The sequence below is a fragment of the Pseudomonas sp. W2Aug9 genome (assembly GCF_023127755.1).
Classification (GTDB): Bacteria; Pseudomonadota; Gammaproteobacteria; order Pseudomonadales; family Pseudomonadaceae; genus Aquipseudomonas; species Aquipseudomonas synxantha_A.
Window position 1 is genome coordinate 602,278 of record NZ_SPKL01000010.1, and the last position, 25,073, is coordinate 627,350.

The 25,073-nt window shown below is 60.3% G+C and carries 24 protein-coding genes; 16 read left to right on the forward strand and 8 right to left on the reverse strand.

Features of this window, described 5'->3' with window-relative positions:
- Nucleotides 1-151: 151 nt before the first annotated feature.
- Complete coding sequence (rapA, locus tag E3O56_RS09580) at nt 152-2,998, reverse strand: RNA polymerase-associated protein RapA (RefSeq protein ID WP_032877330.1); 2,847 nt, start codon at nt 2,996-2,998, stop codon at nt 152-154.
- Between the two features lie 219 nt (nt 2,999-3,217).
- Between rapA and E3O56_RS09585 the strand changes: the two genes are divergently transcribed.
- The gene (locus E3O56_RS09585) at nt 3,218-3,559 is read left to right on the forward strand and encodes a hypothetical protein (protein ID WP_032877329.1); all 342 of its coding nucleotides are present in this window, start codon (nt 3,218-3,220) and stop codon (nt 3,557-3,559) included.
- Here E3O56_RS09585 and E3O56_RS09590 read toward each other — a convergent pair.
- From E3O56_RS09590 to E3O56_RS09600, 3 genes are all read right to left on the reverse strand, one after another.
- Nucleotides 3,556-4,737 carry an aminotransferase class V-fold PLP-dependent enzyme gene (locus E3O56_RS09590; protein WP_223017684.1) on the reverse strand — a complete coding sequence of 394 codons (1,182 nt, stop codon included), beginning with the start codon at nt 4,735-4,737 and terminating at the stop codon, nt 3,556-3,558. The two genes, E3O56_RS09585 and E3O56_RS09590, sit on opposite strands and share 4 nt — an antisense overlap.
- On the reverse strand, nt 4,734-5,204 hold the full coding sequence (locus E3O56_RS09595; protein ID WP_032877327.1) for a RidA family protein: 471 nt from the start codon (nt 5,202-5,204) through the stop codon (nt 4,734-4,736). Before E3O56_RS09595 ends, E3O56_RS09590 begins: the two co-directional genes overlap by 4 nt.
- Before the next feature lie 91 nt (nt 5,205-5,295).
- Nucleotides 5,296-6,168, reverse strand: coding sequence for a LysR substrate-binding domain-containing protein (locus E3O56_RS09600; protein ID WP_248090989.1), 873 nt, complete (start codon nt 6,166-6,168; stop codon nt 5,296-5,298).
- Between the two features lie 133 nt (nt 6,169-6,301).
- Here E3O56_RS09600 and E3O56_RS09605 point away from each other — a divergent pair, with 133 nt between their 5' ends.
- Complete coding sequence (locus E3O56_RS09605; protein ID WP_005785860.1) at nt 6,302-6,463, forward strand: hypothetical protein; 162 nt, start codon at nt 6,302-6,304, stop codon at nt 6,461-6,463.
- Between the two features lie 143 nt (nt 6,464-6,606).
- Complete coding sequence (ccoM, locus tag E3O56_RS26800; RefSeq protein WP_019817835.1) at nt 6,607-6,723, forward strand: cytochrome c oxidase subunit CcoM; 117 nt, start codon at nt 6,607-6,609, stop codon at nt 6,721-6,723.
- 151 nt (nt 6,724-6,874) lie between these two features.
- On the opposite strand, the gene E3O56_RS09610 is transcribed toward ccoM, so the two are convergent.
- Nucleotides 6,875-8,350, reverse strand: a complete 1,476-nt coding sequence (locus E3O56_RS09610; protein WP_003189291.1) for an inorganic phosphate transporter — start codon at nt 8,348-8,350, stop codon at nt 6,875-6,877.
- A gap of 333 nt (nt 8,351-8,683) precedes the next feature.
- Complete coding sequence (locus E3O56_RS09615; RefSeq protein ID WP_003189295.1) at nt 8,684-8,884, reverse strand: hypothetical protein; 201 nt, start codon at nt 8,882-8,884, stop codon at nt 8,684-8,686.
- Nucleotides 8,885-9,449: 565 nt separating this feature from the next.
- Here E3O56_RS09615 and pcaR point away from each other — a divergent pair.
- The 13 genes from pcaR (at nt 9,450) to E3O56_RS09680 (ending at nt 22,476) form a co-directional block, all read left to right on the forward strand.
- Entirely contained in the window at nt 9,450-10,292 is an 843-nt protein-coding gene (gene pcaR, locus E3O56_RS09620) for a pca regulon transcriptional regulator PcaR (protein ID WP_032877325.1), read from the forward strand.
- 145 nt (nt 10,293-10,437) lie between these two features.
- Nucleotides 10,438-11,778 (forward strand): MFS transporter, encoded by a 1,341-nt coding sequence (locus E3O56_RS09625; protein ID WP_248128132.1) that lies wholly within the window; start codon nt 10,438-10,440, stop codon nt 11,776-11,778.
- A gap of 270 nt (nt 11,779-12,048) precedes the next feature.
- Nucleotides 12,049-12,906: a CoA transferase subunit A gene (locus E3O56_RS09630; RefSeq protein ID WP_005785868.1), complete on the forward strand. Its 858-nt coding sequence runs from the start codon at nt 12,049-12,051 to the stop codon at nt 12,904-12,906.
- Complete coding sequence (locus E3O56_RS09635) at nt 12,906-13,685, forward strand: CoA-transferase subunit beta (protein ID WP_005785870.1); 780 nt, start codon at nt 12,906-12,908, stop codon at nt 13,683-13,685. Before E3O56_RS09630 ends, E3O56_RS09635 begins: the two co-directional genes overlap by 1 nt.
- The gene (gene pcaF / locus E3O56_RS09640) at nt 13,682-14,884 is read left to right on the forward strand and encodes a 3-oxoadipyl-CoA thiolase (protein ID WP_177464409.1); all 1,203 of its coding nucleotides are present in this window, start codon (nt 13,682-13,684) and stop codon (nt 14,882-14,884) included. Before E3O56_RS09635 ends, pcaF begins: the two co-directional genes overlap by 4 nt.
- A gap of 17 nt (nt 14,885-14,901) precedes the next feature.
- Nucleotides 14,902-15,606 carry a protocatechuate 3,4-dioxygenase subunit beta gene (gene pcaH / locus E3O56_RS09645; protein WP_005785874.1) on the forward strand — a complete coding sequence of 235 codons (705 nt, stop codon included), beginning with the start codon at nt 14,902-14,904 and terminating at the stop codon, nt 15,604-15,606.
- Nucleotide 15,607: 1 nt separating this feature from the next.
- A complete protein-coding gene (pcaG, locus tag E3O56_RS09650; protein WP_032877322.1) occupies nt 15,608-16,174 on the forward strand; it encodes a protocatechuate 3,4-dioxygenase subunit alpha in 567 nt (188 codons plus the stop codon).
- A 211-nt stretch (nt 16,175-16,385) separates the two neighbouring features.
- On the forward strand, nt 16,386-17,681 hold the full coding sequence (locus E3O56_RS09655; RefSeq protein WP_032877321.1) for an MFS family transporter: 1,296 nt from the start codon (nt 16,386-16,388) through the stop codon (nt 17,679-17,681).
- A 10-nt stretch (nt 17,682-17,691) separates the two neighbouring features.
- Complete coding sequence (locus E3O56_RS09660) at nt 17,692-19,056, forward strand: 3-carboxy-cis,cis-muconate cycloisomerase (protein ID WP_148852402.1); 1,365 nt, start codon at nt 17,692-17,694, stop codon at nt 19,054-19,056.
- 10 nt (nt 19,057-19,066) lie between these two features.
- Nucleotides 19,067-19,858, forward strand: a complete 792-nt coding sequence (gene pcaD, locus E3O56_RS09665) for a 3-oxoadipate enol-lactonase (RefSeq protein ID WP_032877319.1) — start codon at nt 19,067-19,069, stop codon at nt 19,856-19,858.
- A 10-nt stretch (nt 19,859-19,868) separates the two neighbouring features.
- On the forward strand, nt 19,869-20,267 hold the full coding sequence (gene pcaC / locus E3O56_RS09670) for a 4-carboxymuconolactone decarboxylase (protein ID WP_078741193.1): 399 nt from the start codon (nt 19,869-19,871) through the stop codon (nt 20,265-20,267).
- A 195-nt stretch (nt 20,268-20,462) separates the two neighbouring features.
- The gene (locus E3O56_RS09675) at nt 20,463-21,791 is read left to right on the forward strand and encodes a potassium transporter TrkG (RefSeq protein ID WP_248128133.1); all 1,329 of its coding nucleotides are present in this window, start codon (nt 20,463-20,465) and stop codon (nt 21,789-21,791) included.
- Nucleotides 21,781-22,476 (forward strand): TrkA family potassium uptake protein, encoded by a 696-nt coding sequence (locus tag E3O56_RS09680; protein WP_216090857.1) that lies wholly within the window; start codon nt 21,781-21,783, stop codon nt 22,474-22,476. The genes E3O56_RS09675 and E3O56_RS09680 overlap by 11 nt, the downstream gene beginning before the upstream one ends.
- Before the next feature lie 263 nt (nt 22,477-22,739).
- Here the strand turns inward: E3O56_RS09680 and E3O56_RS09685 are convergent, their stop codons facing one another.
- Both E3O56_RS09685 and E3O56_RS09690 read right to left on the reverse strand, forming a co-directional pair.
- Nucleotides 22,740-23,873 carry a hypothetical protein gene (locus E3O56_RS09685; RefSeq protein WP_248128134.1) on the reverse strand — a complete coding sequence of 378 codons (1,134 nt, stop codon included), beginning with the start codon at nt 23,871-23,873 and terminating at the stop codon, nt 22,740-22,742.
- A gap of 240 nt (nt 23,874-24,113) precedes the next feature.
- Nucleotides 24,114-25,013 (reverse strand): polysaccharide deacetylase family protein, encoded by a 900-nt coding sequence (locus tag E3O56_RS09690; RefSeq protein ID WP_078820507.1) that lies wholly within the window; start codon nt 25,011-25,013, stop codon nt 24,114-24,116.
- Between the last annotated feature and the right edge of the window lie 60 nt (nt 25,014-25,073).

The window sequence follows — 25,073 nt, forward strand, 5'->3', positions numbered from 1 at the left end:
GATCAAATGCAGATCAAGAGCGGCTCGCTTTGCATCGTGGTTACCGTAGGGGCTGCGAACTGAAGTTGTGTAGATACCCATGCCCCGATGAGGCCCTGAAGGCAAATAAAAAAGGCCCGCATTGCGCGGGCCTTCTACTGACAGCGAATGATCAGCCCGCCACCAACACGCGAATCGCTTCCAGTCGCAGCGCCGCCTTGTCGAGCATGGCCAGGCCTTGCTCGCGTTGATTGCGCAAGGCAACCAGCTCGCTGTCACGCACGGTGGGGTTGACCGCTTGCAACGCGGTCAGGCGCGCCAGCTCTTCGTCGGTGTCTGCGGCCAGGCGGCGCTTGGCTTCGGCCACACGCTCGGCGTGACGCGGGGCGATCTTCTCTTCACCGGCATTGATGCGCGGCGTGAGCTGATCGCGCTGGGCCTGCACGAACTTGTTGGCACTGGCCCGTGGCACGCTTTCGAGCTGGTCATTCAAGGTCACGAACGACACCCGACCGGACAGGTCATTGCCATTGGCGTCCAGCAGGCAACGCAAAGCCGCTGGTGGCAGGTAACGGCCCAGTTGCAGCGAGCGCGGGGCAACCACTTCGCTGACATAGAGCAGTTCCAGCAGCACAGTGCCCGGCTTGAGCGCCTTGTTCTTGATCAGCGCCACGGCGGTGTTGCCCATGGAACCGGACAGCACCAGGTCCATGCCGCCTTGCACCATCGGGTGTTCCCAGGTGATGAACTGCATGTCTTCACGCGACAGCGCCTGGTTACGGTCGTAGGTGATGGTTACACCTTCGTCGTCACCCAGGGGGAAGCTGGCGTCGAGCATTTTTTCGCTGGGTTTCAAGATCAGCGCGTTTTCCGAATGGTCTTCGCTGTCGATACCGAAGGCGTCGAACAGGGTTTCCATATAGATCGGCAGGGCGAACTGGTCGTCTTGCTCAAGGATGTCCTCGACCAGCGCATCGCCTTCACCGGCGCCGCCGGAGTTGAGTTCCAGCAAGCGGTCACGACCGGTGTGCAGCTCCTGCTCCAGGCGTTCGCGCTCGGCACGGGCTTCGTCGATCAAGGCTTGCCACTCGCCGTCGTCGGCGGCTTCGAGCAATGGCAGCAGGCGCGGGCCGAACTGATGCTGCAAGGCGTTGCCGGTCGGGCAGGTGTTGAGGAAGGCGTTGAGCGCTTCGTGGTACCACTGGAACAGGCGCTGTTGCGGGCTGGTTTCCAGGTACGGTACGTGCAGTTCGATCACGTGTTTCTGGCCGATCCGGTCCAGACGACCGATACGCTGTTCCAGCAGGTCGGGGTGGGACGGCAGGTCGAACAGCACCAGGTGGTGGGAGAATTGGAAGTTGCGGCCTTCACTGCCGATTTCCGAACAGATCAGCACTTGGGCGCCGAACTCTTCATCGGCAAAGTAGGCGGCGGCGCGGTCACGCTCGAGGATGTTCATGCCCTCGTGGAACACCGTGGCCGGGATGCCGGAGCGCACGCGCAAGGCGTCTTCCAGGTCCATGGCGGTTTCGGCGTGGGCGCAGATCACCAGGACCTTGGTGCGCTTGAGCATTTTCAGCTGATCGATCAGCCACTCGACACGCGGGTCGAAACGCCACCAGCGGTTTTCTTCCTCGATATCCGGCTGCGCCTGGAAACTGACTTCCGGGTACAGCTCGGCGTGTTCGCCCAACGGCAGTTCGAGGTACTCATCCGGGTTCGGCAGCGGGTAGGCGTGCAGCTTGCGCTCGGGGAAGCCTTGCACGGCAGCGCGGGTGTTGCGGAACAGCACGCGACCGGTGCCGTGGCGGTCGAGCAGTTCACGCACCAGGCGCGCACTGGCTTCGCTGTCGCCATCGTTGACGGCGCTGAGCAGGGCTTCGCCTTCGTTACCAAGGAAACCCTGGATGGTCTTGTGCGCGGCCGGAGACAGGCGGCCCTTGTCGAGCAGCTCCTGCACGGCTTCGGCCACCGGGCGATAGTTTTCGCTCTCGGCGCGGAAGGCTTGCAGGTCGTGGAAACGGTTCGGGTCCAGCAGGCGCAGGCGCGCAAAGTGGCTGTCCTGGCCCAGTTGTTCCGGGGTGGCGGTGAGCAAAAGCACGCCTGGGATCACTTCAGCCAGTTGTTCGACCAGCGAGTATTCGGCGCTGGCCTTGTCTTCATGCCACACCAGGTGGTGCGCTTCGTCGACCACCAGCAAATCCCAGCCAGCGGCGAACAACGCGTCCTGGGCTTTCTCGTCGTCCACCAGCCATTCCAGCGCAACGAGTGCAAGCTGGGTGTCTTCGAACGGGTTGGTGGCATCGCTTTCGATAAAGCGTTCTTCGTCGAACAGCGCGACCTGCAGGTTGAAGCGGCGGCGCATTTCCACCAGCCACTGGTGCTGCAGGTTTTCCGGGACCAGGATCAGCACACGGCTGGCGCGGCCCGAGAGCAGTTGGCGATGGATCACAAGGCCCGCTTCGATGGTCTTGCCCAGGCCCACTTCGTCAGCCAGCAAGACCCGCGGCGCGATACGGTCAGCGACTTCACGGGCGATGTGCAGTTGGTGCGCAATGGGTTGCGCACGCACGCCACCCAGGCCCCACAACGAGGACTGCAACTGGCGGCTGGTGTGTTCCAGCGTGTGGTAGCGCAGCGAGAACCACGCCAGCGGGTCGATCTGCCCGGCGAACAGACGGTCGCTGGCCAGGCGGAACTGGATGAAGTTGGACAGTTGGGTTTCCGGCAGGGTGACCTGCTCGTTCTGCCCATTGAGGCCGTGGTAGACCAGCAGGCCGTCGACGTCGTCGACCTCCTGTACGGTCATTTTCCAGCCTTCGAAATGGGTGATGGTGTCACCCGGCGAAAATCTCACGCGAGTGAGGGGCGCATTCCGTAGCGCATACTGGCGGGTGTCGCCAGTGGCCGGATAGAGCACGGTCAACAAGCGCCCGTCCTGTGCCAGAACGGTGCCTAACCCCAGCTCTGCTTCGCTGTCACTAATCCAGCGTTGCCCCGGTTGATACTGCTGCGCCATGCTGCCTGACTCCCGCCGTGAAAAAGCCGACTATCTTAACGGAACAAGCCCTTGCGCCCAAGGACTCTGACAAAAACTACTCCGTTTGGCCGGCGTGCAGAGTGCTGAATCGACGGGTGGCGGGCACTTGCGAGTGTCGACTGAGTCACAGCTTGGCGAGCCTGCGCTCAAGTCGCCCTGCAACCCGCCGACAGCCTGTTGATCAGGAGAATAACTATCATGCTGCCACCCATGCTGCCCGTCAGTGTTGTGCCGGTCACGTCGCAACTCGATCCGGCACGCCAGAAGCCGGATATTCCGCCGGTGGTGCCCGTTCAACCGGGCTCCAGCGAGAGCACGATCGACCTGAAAAAAGGCGATGCCGAGCAATCGACCTTTCTGTTGCGCGAAGAGCAGCGTCGTCAGCAGGAGCAGCACAAGCGTCGGCGCGAAGCCGACGATGACGCCGAGCAGCATTTGCCTATCCCCGGCGACTTGCTCAATGCTGACAACACGGTGCCCGTGGCGCCGTTGATCGAAGACGCGCCGCGCCAGGGCTTGTGGGTGGACATCGAGGTTTAAGCGTTCAATTCATGCAGGGCCTTGATCAACAGTTCGATATCGTCATCGGTGTTGAGTGGGCTGACGGAGAGGCGCGCAATACTGCGCAACCCACGTGCTTGCATATCCAGCGGCGTATAGGCCACGCCGTTGGCACCGATGTTGATGCGCTTTAACCCCAAGCGCCGCTTGAGTTCAAAGCTATCCCAGCCGGCCAGGTTGAAAGCGATCAAGCCCGAATGTTTACTGCCCAGGTCATGCAGGCTAATCCCAGGTATCTGATGCAGCGCTTCGCGGATTCGGGCGCTGGTCTGCGAGATCCTTTCCCACACCCGCTCGATCCCCAGTCGATTGATCTCTTGCAATGCATTGCCCAAGCCCGCCAGCAGGGCGACGGACACTTCGCTGGTTTCGAAGCGCCGGGCGTCGTTGCGCAGGTCGAAGCCGTCGGTGGTCCAGGGCGCCGAAAACACGTCGCGTTGGGCCGGGTTCAGTTGCCCAAGAAAATCCGGCCTGACATACAGCAGTGCAGTACCGCGCGGGCCGCGCAGGTGTTTGCGGCCGGCGGATTTGAGCACGTCACACTGCAACGCTTGCACATCCACCGGTAATTGGCCGACGGCTTGGCCTGCGTCGATAAAGTAGGGGATGGCGTGACGACGAGCCACTTCGCCGATGGCCTGGGCCGGGTTGATCAGGCCGCCGTTGGCCGGCAGCCAGGCAAGGTCGATCAGCTTCACGTGGGCGTCGAGCATCGCTTCCAGTGCTACCGGGCAAACCGCGCCGGTGGCATCACAGGGGATAACTTCCACGCGCGCGCCCGCTTGCACGGCCAACTCCATGCTCGCCAGGTTGCCGCCCCATTCATGGCGCCCCACCAGGATGCGGTCGCCCGGCCGCCAAGGCCCCAGGGCCTGGAACGCCATGCTCCAGGCCGTTGAGCCACTGCTGGCGAAGGCAATCGAGGAGGGCGGTGCATTGAGCAGTTGCCCGGCGGCGCGGCGGGCGTTTTCCACCAGCACGGCGCCCTGTTCGCCGGCTTCCATCGGGCCGTTGCGGGCTTCGTGTTGCAACTGTTCGATGATGGCGTCCAGCGTCGCCTGGCTGGGCAAGGACGCCCCGGCATGGTTGAAGTGCACAAGGCCCGACTGGCAACCGGGCGTGGCCTCCCGCAGTTGTTGGACGTCCAGCGGGCTCATGGCTGCAGCTCGAAAATGGCATCCACCTCCACGGCGACGCCAGCCGGCAAGCTGCTGACGCCTACGGCGGTGCGTACGTGCCGGCCTTTGTCGCCGAGGGCGTTGACCAGCAGGTTCGAGGCGCCATTGGCGACCACGCTCTGGCGCTGGAAATCAGCGCTGCTGGCGATGAAGACGCCCAGACGCAGGGTGCGCACCACGCGCGACAGGTCATCGCCCAGCGCATCGCTCAATTGCCCCAGCAGGCCCAGCGCCGCCAGTTCCGCCGCCTGGGCGCCTTCTTCATCGCTGAGGGAATCGCCCAGCCGGCCTATGTAGGCAGGTTTGCCATCGAGCATGGGAATTTGCCCGGAAATGAACAGCTGGTGTTGGCTGACGAGATGGTTGATGTAATTGGCAGCCGGTTGACTGGGTGTGGGCAGTGTCAGGCCGAGTGTGTGTACGCGTTGGCGAATGGAATCGGTCATGCTGAAAACCTCTGGGTTCAGGAGGTTTGAGCATGTTGGCTGTTGCGATGGACGACAAACGGATAGATCTCAATCGACGTATCGAAAAAACTCACCCATCCGCACACAGGTGCTTCAACCACTGGCTGAAGCATTCGGCTGGTTCGCCGAGTGGGCCCTGGGGAGCGATCAGCCAATAGCCGATTTCGCTGTGATAGGGCGGCCAGTCAAAGGCCTCCACCAGGCTGCCGTCCTGGAGCCTGCGTTCGATCAGGCGATGGCGGCCCATGGCGATACCTTGGCCGGCCACGGTAGCCTCGACCACGATGTTGTAGTCATGCAGCATCACCCTGGGGTGGTGATCGAGGTTGACCTGGTAATGGGCGGCCCAATCCGTCCACTCGAAAGGACGGTGCGAGGTCGCCATCAGTAGGGGGCCTTTGGTTACCTGGCTGGCCTTGAACGCGGGGCTGCACACGGGTGACAAGGTTTCGGCCATCAGGCGCGTGGCCTGCACGTCGGGCCAATCGCCCTTGCCGTAACGGATGGCCAGGTCAACTTCGGCCGTGGCGACATTGGCCAGTTGAATCGCGGGCAGCAACTCCACCTGGATATGCGGGTAGCGCTGCAGAAACTCGGCCAGACGCGGTGCCAGCCATAGCGTGGCGAAAGACGCCAGTACGCCGATGCGCAACACGCTGGTGCTGGGTACACCCCGTTGGCTGCGTGTCGCAGTAGCGATGGCGTCCAGGGCTGGGCGGATTTGGTCGTAGTAATGTTGCCCGGCCAAGGTCAGATCAATCGCACGGGTACGCCGGATAAACAGCGGCTTGCCCAAATGCTGTTCAAGCTTATGCACCTGGTGGCTCAGCGCACTTTGGGTCACCGACAACTCGTTCGCTGCCTTGATAAAGCTCAAGTGCCGTGCCACGGCTTCGAAGGCGCGCAGGGCCAGCAGCGGTGGAAGGTCGTTGTGCAAGGCCACTTGGGTGCAGCTCCTGGGTCGGTTGGAAAGTGCCGATTTTGGTCGATGACCTGCCTTTTGTCGCTCGCTGATTTGCCGTCGGGCAGGGCAGGCCGCATTATTGGGGCATTCCCGCCACGACGTAAGCCAAGCCATGAGTGATGACGACAAGCTGATCGACCTGAATGCCGAACGCGCCAAGCGCGTGCACGACCTCAATGACAAACGCTTGAATGAAGTGCGCCAAGCCTTTGAACAAGCCATGCCCTTGGGCAAACCCAAGAAAAAGTCGAAGAACAAACCGAAAAAGCGTTGAAAGGGTCTGCATCCATTGATGCAGATCAGTTATTACCCCTCTTTACGCCCCGTTGCGGGCGACATTGATCCCGGTCAATTTCCCGCTGCGTCTTCTCCATTAACTTAGCCCTATCGCAACAGGGCACGTGCAGGAGGCCGGTCATGTTTTTCGATAATGTGGTTTTTGCCGGAGTGCTGACTGTCAGCCTCATGGTGCTGTTTTTTGTAGGGTTTGGATTTTTTATCTGGAAGGACGCGAACAAGCGTAAAAAACCTTAAGTCTTTCCGGGTTACATGGGCACGCAAGGCATTTTGGGCGACTTCGGTCGCCCTTTTTTTTGGCCGATTATTTTGATTGGCAGTGCAAAACCCAGCTATAAAAAAAGGTGCGACCCTCGCGGATCGCACCTTTTCTATTGCCGGCTGGCTATCAGTTACCCAATGCCTTGGACGCCAACCAGAACAAACCGGCCGACAGGCCGACGGTTGCCGGCAAGGTCAATACCCAGGCCATCAGGATGGTCTTGACGGTACCGCCTTGCAGGCCGCTCTTGTTGGCAACCATGGTACCCGCCACACCGGAAGACAGCACGTGAGTGGTGGACACCGGCAGGGCGAAGATGTTGGCAAAGCCGATCATGGTTGCGGTGGTGATCTGCGCCGACATGCCCTGGGCATAGGTCATGCCCTGCTTGCCGATCTTCTCGCCAATGGTCAGTACCACGCGCTTCCAACCCACCATGGTGCCCAGGCCCAGGGCCAGTGCAACCGCGAGGATCACCCAGAACGGGGCGTACTCGGTGGTGGCGGTCAGGTCTTTGCGCAGCTTGTCGAGGTCGGATTTCTCACGGGAATCCAGCCCAGGCAGTTTGCCGACTTTCTTCGCGGTGTCGTCCAGGCAGAGCAGGTAGCGACGCACTTCGATGCGATGATCTGCGGTCAGCGAGTGGTAGTCCGAGACGCCCTTGAGGGTGCCCAGCAGCGCGTTGATCGTCGGCTCGGTCTGCTGCGGGTTGCAGCGGAATTTGCCCGGCAGATCATCCTTCACGCTTTTGCCCAGGGCCAGGAACTCGCCGAGGGTCTCGTGGTTGCGCTGGTAGAACTGGTTCAGGTGCAGGGTTGCGTCACGGGTACGCTCGATCTGGTAGGTGGTGCTGCCCAGGTCCAATACGAACTGCGCCGGCACGATACCGATCAGCACCAGCATGATCAGGCCGATGCCTTTCTGGCCATCGTTGGAGCCGTGCACGAAGCTCACGGCCATGGCCGAGATCACCAAGACCAGGCGGTTCCAGAACGGCGGGTGCTTCTTGTCGTCGAGCTTGCGGCGCTGGTCCGGGGTCTTGTGCATCTTCGACAGCGGGCGCCACCACTTCAGGCCGATCAGCACCAGGGCTGCGACCAGGAAGCCGGCCATCGGCGAGAACACCAGGGACGCACCGATATCCACGGCCTTTTGCCAGTTCACACCGTCAGCCAGGGGGATGTCGTTGATCAGGGCGTTGGCCAGGCCGACACCGAGGATCGAGCCGATCAGGGTGTGGGAGCTGGAGGCGGGAATACCGAAGTACCAGGTGCCCAGGTTCCAGGTGATCGCCGCCGCCAATAACGAGAAGACCATCGCCAGGCCATGGCCGGTGTTCACATTGATCAGCAACTCCACCGGCAGCAAATGCACGATGGCGTAGGCGACACCGACACCACCGAGCAACACGCCGAGGAAATTGAAGACCCCGGAGAAGAACACCGCCAGGTGTGGCGGCATGGCTTTGGTATAGATGACTGTGGCCACCGCGTTAGCGGTGTCATGAAAGCCATTGATGAACTCGAAGGCGAGGACAAAGGCCAGGGCGAGCAGCAGGCTCACTAGAACCCAAGCATCCAGTCCGCTGAATAAATCGATCATGAAGGTTTTCTGACCCGGTCGTAAGGGGGCGCGATTATGCCAGAAAACATCGGTAATCGATGCATTGACTGCTCATCGGTAACAATCTTCGTCGCACAAGCCCGGGCAAAACGGACGCATCCCAGGGTTTTCGGGGCTTTGGCAAGTCTTTGATTTATAAAGCACAGGCCGCAAAAGGCCGGCATTTGTCATGAAAACGTCATGCCTGAAACATTTGTATGAAATTTCGTGCGCGGCTGTAGGCGACTGACCAACGGGCGCTGACGCGAGGGGCTCCCTGCCGGTGGTGGACCGGCAGAGACAGCAGGGCCCCGCCTACTCGCACCGAAGCGCTTATGGCTCTTCGGTTTTGAGTTCCTGTTCGATCTTCTGGATTTCCTGGGCAAATGCCTGATCCAGCAGGCTGGCGCGTTTGCGCCATGGCTTGCGTTCCGGCTCAGGTTGCGCGGCGTAGGTGGTGACTTCCCCGCCGTAGACGTCCTTGTAACGTTGCTCCTGGCGCTCAAGTTCGGCGCGCAGTTCATCTTTCGTCACAGTATTACCTAATTGTGTGAAGTTTATTGATTGCGCAGTGTCGCGCTTCAACAGTCGTCCTCGGGCGATTCCAAATAAAACAGTAGAAAACCGTTCAAGTTGAAAAGCAGGCCTGAGGGCAGTTCTTTTAAGCGGCTACTTGTGGCCGGCGCGGCTTACGTCCTCCAGCGCCTGGCGAGCTCCCATCCCGATAGTGATACCGGGCCGACCTCTGCACAGGTTGCATTATAGCGGCGCATTTGAATAACACTATCATCATAAAGTTAAAAAGCGTCAACGGTGCAGGGGAGGGTGTTATGGAGGGGCATCACTATTTGTGAACAGCGTCATCATATTGTCGCCACCTGTTCTAAATAAAAGCGTAAATCTGCGCACTTCCCAGGTCATCAGGCAAATCTGAAACTTGGCCGCGGCGGCGGCTGCCCTAGCCTGACAAGTTGCGATAATCGCATGATCGTCCGATAATCGCCCAATGTTGCTGGCGCTGGCTTGTGCATCGCGATCGGCACGGCTTGTAATAGCGGCCAACCCTCCCGTGGTAAGAACAAGAGACAGGACCCTGGAAATGAACGATCAATTGCGCAACTCCTTCGCATCAGTGGCGCCGCCGATCGTGGCTTCACCGGCCAAGCGCATCCAGGCGTTCACCGGTGATCCGGACTTCATGACGTCCCTGGCCCGTGGCCTGGCCGTGGTGCAAGCGTTCCAGGAGCGCAAGCGTCACCTGACCATCGCCCAGATCAGCCACCGCACGGAAATCCCCCGCGCCGCTGTGCGCCGTTGCCTGCATACCTTGATCAAACTCGGCTACGCCACCACGGATGGGCGTACCTACTCGCTATTGCCTAAAGTGCTGACGCTCGGTCATGCCTATTTGTCGTCGACACCGTTGGCCGTCTCGGCCCAACCTTATCTGGACCGCATGAGCGAGCAGCTCCATGAAGCCTGCAACATGGCCACCCTTGAAGGCGACGATATTCTCTACATCGCACGTTCGGCCACGACTCAGCGCCTGATTTCCGTGGACCTTTCCGTCGGCGGTCGGCTGCCGGCCTATTGCACGTCCATGGGGCGCATCCTCCTGGCGGCCCTGGATGATGCCTCGCTGCAGGATTACCTCGACCACGCAGACCTGCAAACCAAGACCAGCCGCACGCTCACGACTCCCCAAGCCTTGTTCGAATGCTTGCAACAGGTACGTCAGCAAGGCTGGTGCATCGTCGATCAGGAATTGGAGCAGGGCCTGCGTTCCATCGCGGTGCCGGTGTATGACGCATCCGGCCAGGTGTTGGCCGCACTGAACGTCAGCACCCATGCCGGGCGCGTCAGCCGCAGCGAGCTGGAACAGCGTTTTCTGCCGAGTATGCTCACCGCCAGCCGTGAGTTGAGCGCGCAACTGTTTGCCTAAGCTGTTCGGTGACCGCACAGATCCCGGTCGGCTCGATTGACGGTGTTTCCCCTGGCTTATTAATGTGCGGCAGCGCTTCAAAGCGCCGCCTAACAATAATGATGACCTGAGGTCATCGGCCCGCCATCGGTGTGGAATAAAAATAATGAATCAGCCTTCTGTCGGTACCACCCTGGACGTGCAGTCCTTCATCAACACCCAGCCATTGTCACGCTACCAGTGGCGCGTGGTGATCCTGTGTTTCCTGATTGTCTTTCTTGACGGCCTTGATACGGCGGCGATGGGTTTTATTGCGCCGGCCCTGTCCCAGGACTGGGGCATCGACCGCGCCAGCCTTGGCCCGGTGATGAGCGCCGCGTTGATCGGCATGGTGTTCGGCGCACTCGGGTCCGGCCCGCTGGCCGACCGCTTTGGCCGCAAAGTCGTGTTGGTCGGCGCGGTACTGGTATTTGGCGCGTTCAGCCTGGCCTCGGCCTACAGCACCAATGTCGACCAGTTGCTGGTGCTGCGCTTTCTGACCGGGCTGGGTCTGGGCGCGGGTATGCCCAATGCCACGACCTTGCTCTCCGAATACACCCCCGAGCGTCATAAGTCGTTGTTGGTCACCAGCATGTTTTGCGGTTTCAACCGGGGCATGGCCGGTGGTGGGTTTATCTCGGCTAAGTTGATCCCGGCGTTTGGCTGGCACAGCTTGCTGCTGATCGGCGGCATCCTGCCATTGATCCTCGCGGGGGTGCTGTTGGTGTGGCTGCCGGAGTCGGCGCGTTACCTGGTAGTGCGTAATCGCGGTACCGACAAGGTACGCAAGGCCCTGGCACCCATTGAGCCCCGTATCGTGGCCCAGGCCGGCAGCTTCAGCGTGCCGGAGCAAGCAACCGTCAAGGCTCGCAACGTGTTCGCGGTGATTTTCTCGGGCACCTACAGTGCCGGCACCTTGCTGCTGTGGCTCACTTACTTCATGGGCCTGGTGATTGTTTACCTGCTGACCAGTTGGCTGCCCACCTTGATGCGCGACAGTGGCGCCAGCATGGAGCAGGCGGCATTTATCGGCGCGTTGTTCCAGTTCGGCGGGGTGTTGAGCGCAGTGGGCGTGGGCTGGGCAATGGATCGGTTCAACCCGCACAAAGTGATCGGGACTTTCTACCTGCTGGCCGGGGTGTTTGCCTACGCGGTAGGGCAAAGCCTTGGCAATATCACTTTATTGGCAACGTTAGTGCTGATCGCCGGGATGTGCGTCAACGGTGCGCAGTCAGCGATGCCGTCCCTGGCCGCACGTTTTTACCCTACCCAGGGGCGTGCCACCGGTGTGTCGTGGATGCTTGGCATTGGCCGCTTCGGCGCGATCCTGGGTGCGTGGATGGGGGCCACCTTGCTGGGCCTGGGCTGGAATTTCGAGCAGGTGCTCACGGCACTGGTGATTCCGGCGGCACTGGCGACGGCTGCGGTGTTGATCAAAGGCATGGTCAGCCACGCCGACGCCACTTAAGCCTTGATGGGACTCAAATGTGGGAGGGGGCTTGCTCCCGATTGCGGGGTGTCAGTCAAAAAATTTGTTGGCTGATCCACCGCTATCGGGAGCAAGCCCCCTCCCACATTTGAATTGCGTTCGCTTAGACGATTAGCTAGACAACAATCCGTTCGATAATCGAACGCTGAGTCGATTATCGGATTGTTCGGCCCATTTCCCCGGCTTAATCTTCAAGCACTTCGGCGCCACCTCAGCGCCTTTTTCGATCAACACCGGGAGCCCAACCCCATGGCTGAAATCCTCACCCTGCGTGATGCGGTCAAGCGCTTTGTGAACGACGGCGATACCGTCGCTCTCGAAGGTTTTACCCACCTGATCCCAACGGCCGCAGGTCATGAAATCATTCGTCAGGGTAAGAAAGACCTGACGCTGGTGCGTATGACGCCCGACCTGATCTACGACCAATTGATCGGTGCTGGCTGCGCGCGCAAGTTGATTTTTTCCTGGGGCGGCAACCCGGGCGTGGGCTCCCTGCATCGTTTGCGCGACGCGGTGGAGAAGCAATGGCCGCAACCGCTGGAGATCGAAGAACACAGCCACGCCGACTTGGCCAATGCCTACGTCGCCGGTGCCTCGGGCCTGCCGTTCGCGGTGCTGCGTGCCTACGCTGGTTCCGACTTGCCCAAGGTCAACCCGCTGATCAAGACCGTCACGTGCCCCTTCACCGGCGAAGTGCTGGCGGCGGTGCCGTCGGTACGTCCGGATGTCACCGTGATTCACGCGCAGAAAGCCGATCGCAAGGGCAACGTGTTGCTCTGGGGCATTCTCGGGGTACAGAAGGAAGCGGCCCTGGCGGCTCAGCGTTGCATTGTCACCGTGGAAGAAATCGTCGATGACCTCAATGCGCCGATGAACAGTTGCGTGTTGCCGACCTGGGCACTGACCGCGGTGTGCCATGTGCCGGGTGGTGCACATCCCTCCTACGCTCACGGCTACAACGAGCGGGATAACCGCTTCTACCAGGCGTGGGATCCGATTGCTCGCGACCGTGGGACCTTTACCGCCTGGATTGATGAATTCATCCACGGCACTGCTGATTTCAGCGAGTTCCAGGCCAAGCTGGCCACCGCGCAGGAGGCCAAGTAATGACCTACTCCACCAATGAAATGATGACCGTAGCCGCTGCACGCCGCTTGAAGAACGGTTCAGTGTGCTTCGTCGGTATCGGCCTGCCGTCCAAGGCCGCCAACCTGGCGCGGCTGACGTCCTCACCCGATGTAGTGCTGATCTACGAGTCCGGCCCGATTGGCGCCAAGCCCAGCGTGTTGCCGCTGTCAATCGGCGATGGCGAGTTGGCCGAGACCGCCGACACTGTGGTGCCCACCGGTGAGATCTTTCGCTATTGGCTGCAGGGCGGGCGCATTGACGTGGGCTTTCTCGGTGCGGCCCAGGTCGACCGTTTCGGCAATATCAACACCACCGTGGTCGGTGATTATCACCAGCCCAAAGTGCGTTTGCCGGGTGCCGGTGGGGCGCCGGAGATCGCCGGTTCCGCCAAGAGCGTGCTGATCATCCTTAAACAGTCGTCCCGTTCGTTTGTCGACAAACTGGACTTCATCACCTCCGTCGGTCACGGCGAAGGTGGCGACTCACGCAAGCGTCTTGGCCTGCCCGGTGCCGGCCCCGTCGGCATCATTACCGACCTGTGCATCATGGAACCGGAGGAGGGCAGCCATGAGTTCGTGGTCACCGCGCTGCACCCCGGCGTGACCCGCGAGCAAGTGGTCGCTGCCACCGGCTGGGCGATTCGCTTTGCCGACCAGGTCAGCACCACGGCAGAACCGACCGAGACAGAACTGACCGCGCTGCGCGAGCTTGAAGCCCGCACCGCCGCCGCCCATGGCCAAGCACCGGGAGAAGCCTGATGCGCGAGGTATTTATCTGTGATGCCATTCGCACACCTATCGGTCGTTTCGGCGGTGGGCTGTCCACGGTGCGTGCCGATGACCTGGCGGCGCTGCCGATCAAGGCCCTGATCGAGCGCAACCCGTCGGTGGACTGGGACGCGGTGGACGAAGTCTTTTTGGGCTGTGCCAACCAGGCCGGCGAAGACAATCGTAACGTGGCGCGCATGGCACTGTTGCTGGCGGGGCTGCCGGAGAGCATTCCGGGCGTGACCCTCAACCGTCTGTGCGCCTCGGGCATGGATGCCATCGGCACGGCCTTTCGCGCTATTGCCAGTGGCGAAATGGAGCTGGCGATTGCTGGCGGTGTCGAGTCGATGTCCCGTGCTCCGTTCGTGATGGGCAAGGCCGATGCTGCGTTTTCGCGCAGCATGAAGCTGGAAGACACCACCATCGGCTGGCGTTTCATCAATCCGTTGATGAAGGCCCAGTACGGCGTGGATGCCATGCCGCAGACCGCCGATAACGTCGCCGACGACTACCAGGTTTCCCGCGCCGACCAGGATGCTTTCGCCTTGCGCAGCCAGCAGCGGACCGCCGCTGCGCAAGCCGCCGGTTTCTTCGCCGAGGAAATAGTGCCGGTACGGGTTGCCCATAAAAAAGGCGAAACCCTGGTGGAACACGACGAACACCCGCGTGACACCAGCCTGCAAGCCCTGGCCAAACTCAAGCCGGTCAACGGCCCGGACAAGACCGTCACCGCCGGCAATGCCTCGGGGGTCAATGACGGTGCCGCCGCGCTGATTCTGGCATCCGCCGACGCCGTCAAGAAACACGGCCTCACCGCGCGCGCGCGGGTGCTGGGCATGGCCAGTGCCGGTGTCGCACCGCGCGTAATGGGTATCGGCCCGGTGCCGGCGGTGCGCAAGCTGGTGGAACGCCTGGGGTTGGCGGTCACCGACTTCGACGTGATCGAGCTTAACGAAGCCTTCGCCAGCCAGGGTCTGGCGGTGCTGCGCGAGCTGGGTATTGCCGACGATGCACCTCAGGTCAACCCGAACGGCGGTGCCATTGCGCTGGGTCATCCCCTGGGCATGAGCGGTGCGCGGCTGGTGTTGACGGCCCTGCACCAGTTGGAAAAAACCGGCGGCAGCAAAGGCCTGGCGACCATGTGCGTGGGCGTCGGCCAAGGCCTGGCCCTGGCGATTGAACGCGTCTAATAAAAGAGGATGGCTCCATGAGTGACAAGCCTGGTTACCGGCGCCCGCAAGCGGGCACTCAACCTGATTACCTGCACCCGGCGTATCAGTCGACGAACCTGCGTTCGCCGTCCCAGCCGTTGGTGTTCCTGCCCCATTCCTTGTCGGAAATCACCGGCCCGACGATCGGCGCCGAGCGCATCAATGACAAGGACAACGACCTGACCGCCCAGCATGAAGGCGAGCCTCAAGGCGAGCGCATCATCATTCATGGCCGTGTGCTGGACGAGAATGGCTTGCCGGTGCCGGGCATTCTCGTGGAGATCTGGCAGGCCAACGCGGCCGGGCGCTACAACCACAAGCGTGACCTGCACGACGCGCCGCTGGACCCGAACTTCACCGGCACCGGGCGTACCGTTACCGACGCCGATGGCTGGTACCAGTTCCAAACCATCAAGCCCGGCGCCTACCCGTGGGGCAACCATCACAATGCATGGCGCCCGGCGCATATCCACTTTTCGCTGTTCGGCCCCAGTGTGCTGACGCGCTTGGTGACGCAGATGTATTTCCCTGGCGACCCTTTGCTCGAATACGACCCGATCTACAACTGCGTGCCGGATACCCGCGCCAAGGAACGCCTGATCGCGCGTTTCGACCTGGAAAAAACCGTCCCTTCCTACGCCCTCGGTTACCGCTGGGACATCGTCCTGCGCGGCCGCGACGCTACGCCGATGGAGAAATGAGATGACACTCAACGCGACCACGTCCCACACCGTCGGGCCGTATTACCACATTGGCCTGACCTGGCTGAACCGCGAAGACATGACTGTAGCCGCCACACTCGGCGAGCGCGTGGCGATCAGCGGCCAGGTAGTGGACGGCAACGGTGATGTCGTCAACGACGCCATGCTGGAAGTCTGGCAGGCCAATGCTGCCGGTAAATATGACCACCCTGAGGATGAACAGGACAAGGCGGTCGATCCGCACTTTGAAGGTTTTGGCCGGGTGCCGGTGGATGCTGAAGGGCGGTTCCGCTTTACCACCATCAAGCCAGGCAGTGTGCCGGGATTGAAAGGCACGACCCAGGCGCCGCATCTGGTGGTACTGGTGTTTGCCCGGGGGTTGGTAAAGCACTTGCTCACGCGGATTTATTTTGACGGTGAGGCGCTCAACGGCGATGACCCGCTGTTGGCGTGTGTACCGGCTGAGCGTCGTAGCACCTTGATTGCCAAGCCGGATGCGCAGGGTGTGTATCAGTGGAATGTGATTTTGCAGGGGACAGACAAGGAAACGGTTTTCTTCGATTACTGAGTTGGCTGTAGGGCCTCATCGGGGGCAAGTCGAATCGTCGCACCGCCCCTCCCATACTGACCGAGTAGAGTTCAGACAACTCGGTCAAATGTGGGAGGGGCTTGCTCCCGATGAGGCCCTCACAGTCACTACATACCCAAAAGTCTGCTTGCGGAACATGGTTGTTGCAAAGTATGTCTAGGCTATAACCGTTCCCACTGAGTAAAAAACCATGACAACAACAACGAGTCACTACACCGGAGAAGAACGCCGCAAACGGATTTTTGCGATTGTCGGGGCTTCCTCCGGCAACCTGGTCGAATGGTTCGACTTCTACGTCTACGCCTTCTGCGCAATCTATTTTGCCCCGGCGTTTTTCCCCTCGGACGACCCCACGGTGCAACTGCTCAACACCGCCGGTGTGTTCGCCGCCGGGTTCCTGATGCGGCCGATCGGCGGCTGGCTGTTTGGCCGGGTGGCCGACAAGCACGGGCGCAAGAACTCGATGATGATCTCGGTGCTGATGATGTGCGCCGGTTCCCTGGTCATCGCCTTCCTTCCCACCTACAACGACATCGGTGCCTGGGCCCCGGCGCTGCTGCTGGTGGCGCGGCTGTTCCAGGGCTTGTCGGTGGGTGGCGAATACGGCACCACGGCGACCTACATGAGTGAAGTTGCGCTCAAGGGCCAGCGCGGTTTCTTCGCTTCGTTCCAGTACGTGACCCTGATCGGCGGCCAGTTGCTGGCGGTGCTGGTGGTGGTGATCCTGCAACAGATCCTCACCGAAGAAGAACTGCGTGCCTGGGGCTGGCGCATTCCGTTTGTAATCGGCGCCATCGCCGCGGTGATCTCCCTGCTGCTGCGTCGCACCCTGAAAGAAACAACCAGCAAGGAAATGCGTCAGGACAAGGACGCCGGCAGCATCGTCGCGCTGTTCCGTGACCACGGCAAAGCCTTCATCACTGTGCTGGGCTACACCGCTGGCGGCTCGCTGATTTTCTACACGTTCACCACCTACATGCAGAAGTACCTGGTGAACACCGTGGGCATGCACGCCAAGACGTCCAGCTACATCATGACCGGCGCGCTGTTTCTGTACATGTGCATGCAGCCGCTGTTCGGCATGTTGGCCGACAAGATCGGGCGACGTAATTCCATGCTCTGGTTCGCCGGCCTTGGCACCTTGTTCACTGTGCCGATCCTGTTGACCTTGAAAACCGTGACCAGCCCGTTCCTGGCGTTTGTACTGATCACCCTGGCCTTGGCGATTGTCAGCTTCTACACCTCCATCAGCGGCCTGGTCAAAGCCGAGATGTTCCCGCCCCAGGTGCGTGCGTTGGGTGTGGGCCTGGCATATGCCGTGGCTAACGCGGTGTTTGGCGGTTCGGCGGAAGTGGTCGCACTGAGCCTGAAATCCATCGGCATGGAAAACACCTTCTATTGGTACGTCACTGCGATGATGGCGGTGGCCTTCCTGTTCAGCTTGCGCCTGCCTAAACAGGCGGCGTACCTGCATCACGATTTGTAAGGGATGAGTTATGACGCTGCGCACGAGCAATCAACTGTTCGACGCTTACTTCACCGCCAGCAGCATGGCCGAAGTGTTCTGTGACCAGGGACGTTTGCAGGGCATGCTGGATTTCGAGGCGGCGCTGGCCCGGGCCCAGGCTCGGGTCGGGTTGATTCCCAAGGCTGCCGTCGCGCCGATTGCCCAGGCGTGCCTGGCTTCGCTGTATGACGTCGATGCGCTTGGCGCGGCCATTGCCACGGCGGGTAATTCCGCGATTCCTGTGGTGAAGGCGCTGGGCAAGTTGATCGCCAGCGAAGATGCCGACGCCGAGCGTTATGTGCACCTGGGCGCGACCAGTCAAGATGTGATGGACACCGGCCTGGTGCTGCAAGTGCGCCAGGCGCTGGTGCTGATCGAGGCGGATTTGGCGCGCCTGGGGGACGTGCTGGCTGCCCAGGCGCAGCGCCACGCCGCCGTGCCGTTGGCTGGCCGCACCTGGCTGCAGCACGCGACACCGGTCACCCTGGGCATGAAAATCGCCGGTTGGCTGGGCGCCGTGACACGCAGTCGTCAGCGCCTTGCCGAATTGAAACCGCGCCTTTTGGTGCTGCAATTTGGCGGTGCATCCGGCACCTTGGCTGCGCTCGGCGAACACGCCATGCCTGTTGCCGAAGCCTTGGCCGCCGAGTTGCAACTGGACTTGCCGGAACAGCCCTGGCACACCCAGCGTGATCGCCTGGTGGAATTTGCCAGCGTGCTCGGTCTGATCGCCGGCAGCCTCGGCAAACTGGGGCGCGACATCAGCCTGTTGATGCAAACCGAGGCGGCAGAGGTGTTTGAGCCCGCCGCGCCGGGCAAGGGCGGTTCATCGACCATGCCGCACAAACGCAACCCCGTAGGCGCCGCCGTATTGATCAGCGCTGCCACCCGCGTGCCGGGCCTGGTGGCGACCATGTTCAGCGCCATGCCCCAGGAGCACGAACGCAGCCTGGGCCTGTGGCACGCCGAATGGGAAACCTTGCCAGAGATTTGCCGCCTGGTGTCCGGCGCCTTGCAACAGGCGCTGCTGGTGAGTGAAGGGCTGGAGGTCGATACCGCGCGCATGGCGCAGAATCTCGACCTGACCCAGGGCCTGGTGTTGGCTGAAGCAGTCAGCATCGTGCTTGCCCAACGCCTGGGCCGCGATACCGCACACCACCTGCTGGAGCAATGCTGCAAACGCGCCGTGGCCGAGCAGCGTCACTTGCGCGCCGTGCTGGCGGATGAGTCCCAGGTGACTGCCGAGTTGTCAGCGGCTGAACTGGACCGGCTGCTCGACCCGGCTCATTACCTGGGCCAAGCCCAGACCTGGGTCACGCGTGCCGTGACTGAACACTTTGCTTTGACTGCCTGAGGAGACCGCTGTGGCTTTTGTACAACTCGCCGAGGGCGAATTGCATTACCAATTGGACGGGCCCGTGGATGCACCGGTACTGGTACTGTCCAACTCCCTGGGCACCGACCTGCATATGTGGGACGTGCAGATTCCGGCGTTCACCGAGCATTTTCGCGTGTTGCGTTTCGATACCCGCGGTCACGGCAAATCCCTGGTCACCGAGGGGCCGTACAGCATCGAACAACTGGGGCGAGACGTGCTTGCGTTGCTGGATGCGCTGGATATCCAGCGCGCGCATTTTTGCGGCCTGTCCATGGGCGGCTTGATCGGCCAATGGCTGGGCATCCACGCCGGCGAGCGTTTGCGGCGTCTGGTGGTGTGCAATACCGCCGCCAAGATCGGCACGCCTGAGGTTTGGAACCCGCGCATCGAAATGGTCCTGCGTGACGGCGCCGCTGCGATGGTGGCGCTACGCGATGCTTCGATTGCGCGCTGGTTTACCGCGGATTTCGCTGCGGCCAACCCGCACCAGGCCAAGCAGATCACCGACATGCTCGCGGCCACATCGCCCGAGGGCTACGCCGCCAATTGCGGCGCCGTGCGCGACGCGGATTTTCGTGAGCAACTGTCGTTGATCAAGGTGCCGACCCTGGTGATTGCCGGCACTGAAGATGCGGTGACACCGCCGGCTGGCAGCCACTTTATCCAGCACCATGTGCAGCGCGCCGAATACGCCGAGTTCTATGCGGCGCACCTGTCCAACGTGCAAGCCGGCGCTGCCTTCAGCGACCGCGTGATCAACTTTCTGCTGGCTCGCTGAGGAGCGTTTTGTGGACGAGAAACAACGTTACGCCGATGGCCTGCAGGTGCGCCGCGAAGTGCTGGGCGATGCCCATGTCGACCGCAGCCTCAATGCCCTCACCGAGTTCAACAGCGAGTTCCAGGAAATGATCACCCGCCACGCCTGGGGCGATATCTGGACGCGCCCCGGGCTGCCTCGGCATACCCGCAGCCTGATCACCATCGCCATGTTGATCGGCATGAACCGCAGTGAAGAGCTCAAGCTGCACCTGCGTGCGGCCGCCAGCAATGGTGTGACCCGCGCCGAGATCAAGGAAGTGCTGATGCAGAGTGCGATCTATTGCGGAATACCGGCGGCGAATGCGACGTTTCACTTGGCCGAGTCGGTGTGGGATGAGCTCGGGGTTGAGTCCCGCCAGCCTGACTGAATGATCATCGAGTGAAATCTCTTACGTTGAATAGTTTTTCAACGGCATATACTGCCAATCCCAGTGCGGATGATGTTGAGTTAGAGCTGACGCTGACTGCTTCAGTTGTGCCTATCGATATCAAGCGAGTGATATAGAGGTCAGGTTTCTCGAGCGCTGTGCATTTTCCTGACACGACATGAGCCCTGACGCCCAATGAAATTAATGCTTCATCCAGCCAGGGCGGTTGCCTTGGTGTTCCTGGCAGCGATTGTGGCTGGAACGGTCATTTTGATGCTGCCGATCTCTCAATCCGAGGGTATCGCGGCTCCTTGGCTGACTGCCTTCTTTACTGCGGTATCGGCTGTCTGCGTGACCGGCCTGGTAGTGGTGGATACCGGCACGTACTGGTCAACCTTCGGCCAATCAGTGATTTTGTTACTGTTCCAGCTCGGTGGCTTCGGCATCATGACAGTGGCGACCTTGCTCGGTTTGATGGTTAACCGCAGTTTTCGTCTACGCACCAAAATGGTTGCACAGTTGGAATCACGCTCATTAGGGGCGGGCGATATCGCCAGCGTGGCCAAGCTGGTGCTGTTAGTGACATTCGCCTTGGAATTCATTGCGACCGTGTGGCTTACACTTAGACTCCATTGGGCTTATGACTTGCCGTGGGCCGGTGCAGCCTGGAATGGCCTGTTCCACGCGGTATCGGCATTCAATAATGCGGGTTTCTCCCTTTATCCCGACAGCCTGATGCGCTATGCCTCAGATGGCTGGATCCTGCTGCCGATCATGGTTGCGATTGTTATCGGCGGCATTGGGTTTCCCGTGCTGTATGACTTGCGCAGTAGGTTCAAGCATCCCCGTCGTTGGTCCTTACACACCAAATTCACCCTGACTGGAACGGTAATCCTGTTACTGGGCGGGTTTTTCACCGTGCTTCTGTTCGAGTGGGACAATTCGGCGACGATTGGGCCGATGGCGTTAGCCGATAAAATCCTCTCGGCTGCATTTGCTTCCGTTTCTGCGCGTACTGCCGGGTTCAACGCCCTCGATATAGGTGCATTGACGCCTGAAAGTTGGGCAGTGCACTACTTTCTGATGTTTGTCGGGGGGGGCAGCGCCGGAACGGCGGGTGGGGTCAAAGTCGGTACTGTCGCCATTTTGGTCTTGCTGGTTGTTGCCGAAATTCGTGGTCACAGTGACAGCGAGGCATTTGGCCGGCGAGTCGGTGCCCCGGCCCAACGTCAAGCCATCACGGTGCTCGTTCTAAGCAGCGCCATGATCGTACTGGCGACGCTCTTTATCTTGCGTGGAACAGATTTGCCTACCGATCAGGTCATATTTGAAGTCATCTCGGCGTTTGGCACCGTCGGGTTGTCCACTGGCATCACCGCTGATCTACCCCCATCGAGTCAACTGGTGCTGACGCTGCTGATGTATGCCGGACGGGTCGGCACCATTACACTTGCGGCGTCATTAGCCTTGGGCGAGCGCCGCATGCCCTATCGCTACCCTGAGGAACATCCAATTGTTGGCTAAACTTTTGTTTTCAGAGCAGTTTTCATTTTCCAAGGGCGATAGCGTGGTGGTGGTCGGTCTTGGCCGCTTCGGCGGCTCCGTGGCTCAGTCGCTGATGCGCCTTGGTCACGATGTGATGGGCATCGACCTGGACCCCGCACCTGTCCATGAGTGGGCAGATCTGTTGACTCATGCGGTTCAGGCCGACTCCACCAACCTGCAGGTCTTGCGCCAGTTGGGAGTTGCCGACTTCGCTCATGCCATTGTAGGGATAGGCACCGATCTGTCAGCCAGCTTGCTGACCATCATGACGCTGACCGAACTGGGTATCCCTGATATCTGGGTCAAGGCCCGCACTGCCGAGCATGGGCAAATAGCCCAGCGCATTGGTGCCCATCATGTTGTCTATCCGGAGAGAGAAATGGGCGAGCGTGTTGCTCATCTCATTACCGGGCGGATGATCGACTTCATCGAGTTCGATGACGGCTTCGCCATTGCCAAGATTCATTCACCCCTGTCGAGCCATAACAGCACGCTGGCCGACGGCCAGATCCGTGAGAAATTTGGCGTGACGGTCGTAGGGCTGAAGCGCGCCAGTCAAGACTTCCAGCATGCAACTCCTGGTTCGCTGGTTCTGCCGGGTGATTTGTTAATTGTTTCTGGCCCAACCCATCTGATACAAAAATTTGCGGGTCACTCGACATAACCCGCGTGGCTGCAATGGGATCAGATCGGTCACCGTCGGCAGCCGCATCACCTACGATTGGTATGAAACGCTACGGCGTCATAGAGGGTCAGCGGGAAACGGATCAGCACTTGGGCTAGCAGGCGCAATCCCGAGCGTAAAAAGAGTGAAAACCCACCCCCGGGTTATCAGGTGGGTTTTTATCACGTACACCTAGGCTCGGAATTCATTCACCGTGCGCCGATGCAAACTTGGCGTGGGGTGAGGTTATGCCATATCGGGGGTCAGACACTGGTTTCGACAGGTTTGTAGTTTTGCGTGGTATAGCGCTGCCTCAAATTGGGCTCTTCTTCACCCGAAACGAACCCGCCGCCACTGTATAAAGTGCCTGCTTTACCCTCGCCCATGTTGATAAAGGCATAGTTCTTTACATTAGAGTCGATGGTGACTTTATCGTCTCCGTCTCCGGCTTGAATGAACAGCCTGGAACCACCTGCTGGATCGTTTTTAATAGGCAGGAGGAATTGTTGCCCATTCACTTCAGCTAACAATGAATTGTCTTCTGCTGCGCTGATACGAATAGTGTCATTGCCGCTGCCGGCGGTTATTTGCATGACGCCGTCGCCGAACTGCCTTGGGTTGGCGTTTGGCGAGAACTTGAATGTGGTCTCGTCATGTTTGAACTCGGTGCCTTTTTGCAGGTGAGGTGCAATGGCGATGATTCCGGGTTGCGAGAATGTTTTCACGCCCGCTGACTCGGGGGCGGAGGTATACCCATTGGTCCCGGAAACCGCGTGGTTGTCGTTAAGACTCACAGTGGTTTGGAACCAGATGTCGTCTGCAATCGTGACGTGGTCATCGCCACCCTTGGTTTTTATTTCCACGGTCTCGGTCATGCCGCCAGCATTCTGAACCGGTAACAGGTATCGCCTGCCGTTTATTTCTGCGACGACCCCAATGTCCGGAAGACTCTTGAGGTGAACGTTGTCTGCACTATTACCGGTTTCGATGGTGACTTTGTTGCGCAGCATGGGAACGCCGTGAAAACTGCCTTCATGAGCCGTTGCCGAGGTGATCTTGACGTTGCCGTTATCGTACGTGTGAGTGGTCGGGGTACTGGTGAGGGCGCGTGGTACTTCGGTGATGGGGCGTGATTCCATGGGCTGTTGTGCTGGAGCCGTAGCTGCGGAATTGACGGGTTTATCCATCGAGGAGTTAACACGCTGGCCGGCCAGCGAGGTAGCAACCTGATCCTTTGCGAAGCGCGCAGGTTTGGCGGTGTTCGCCGGTAGAAAGTTATTTTCTTTACGGTGCCGCGGGTGGAGGGAGTCTGAGTGTTTTTTATCGCGGTGAATGGATTTTTCGTTAGGGTTGTAAAGGCTGTGCGAATAGTTGTTCTGTAAGGGAGTTGTCAACATGACTAAGTCCTTTTAAAGGTTGGCAAGTGTGAGAAGGTTGGGCAGTGCGCGGTAAGTCTTGCGAACTACTGATCCGATAGTGGGCGGGAAGGAGTACTGAGTTCCAACGCCACTTGTTTCACTTTCCTACGTATTCAAAGGGCTTATGGTCAGTGGGTGGTTAATAAGGTGGGCGTGGTGGGGCAGGATGGGACTACCTGTCTGACTTAAATATCTTACTGTTGTAATTGTTTGTAGCTTTCAGTGTGAGTCCGCATCCCATATCCAGTTCCATACACCCGGCAGATGGGCCTCTTCATTCACATCCTTCACGGTGCGTGCCAGTGCTGCGCGTTCCAGCATGGCGGTGTCGGTGTAGAACGGCTCGGCAGCGGTCTTCACTCCGTTGATTTGCGCGCTGTCCATCAGGATCTGCATGTATTCCTGCATATGCCGGGCGGTGTAGCGGTTGATGTCATGGAAGGTCACTACCACCGGTATCACGCCTTCCACCATCGGCAGTTCACCCAGCGCGATGCGCTCACGCACGACCGACAGCTGCCGATACAAATTGGCCCGCCGGCGCGGGCTGGCGTTGAAGCCCCAGATCTTGCCGTCATTGGCGCTGAGGTCCGTCAGCAGTACGTGCATGCCATGCCGCTGGTAGGCGGCGAAGGTACGGCGGTCGTAGTTCCAGAACGGTGGGCGTACCAGCATGGGCGGCGTGCCGGTGATGGCGGTAATGTCTGCCGCACCTTCGGTAAGGGTGCGTTCCAGCTCTGCATCGTTCAGCCAGCGGTGATTGGTATGAAACGCCGTCGCCGTGTGGAAGGCCAGTACATGGCCAGCGGCGAATTCACGTTCCATGGTCTTGCGCCCGCGAGAACTGCCGCCGGAGCGAGCGGCTTCGGTCTGAGAGAAGAACACCGCCTTGATCCCAGGCAATACCGGGTTATTTGCCAGATCCGCCACGACCGAACGGCTCGGGTTGTTGTAGCCCGAGGCGCTGGGGCCGTCATCGAAGGTCAGCAGAAAGCGGATCGGCGCCTGGGCTTGCAAGCGTTGCTGGGTTGCCGGTGTCAGGGCAATGGGCGCGCCGATGCAGCCACTCAGGCTCAGGGCCAAGGCAAACACTACGCTCGCTGCGGCAAAGGGTTTCATCAGGTACGCAGGCTCGATAAAGGCCGCTGCTGGGGGGATCAGCAGCGGCAGGCGCGCACC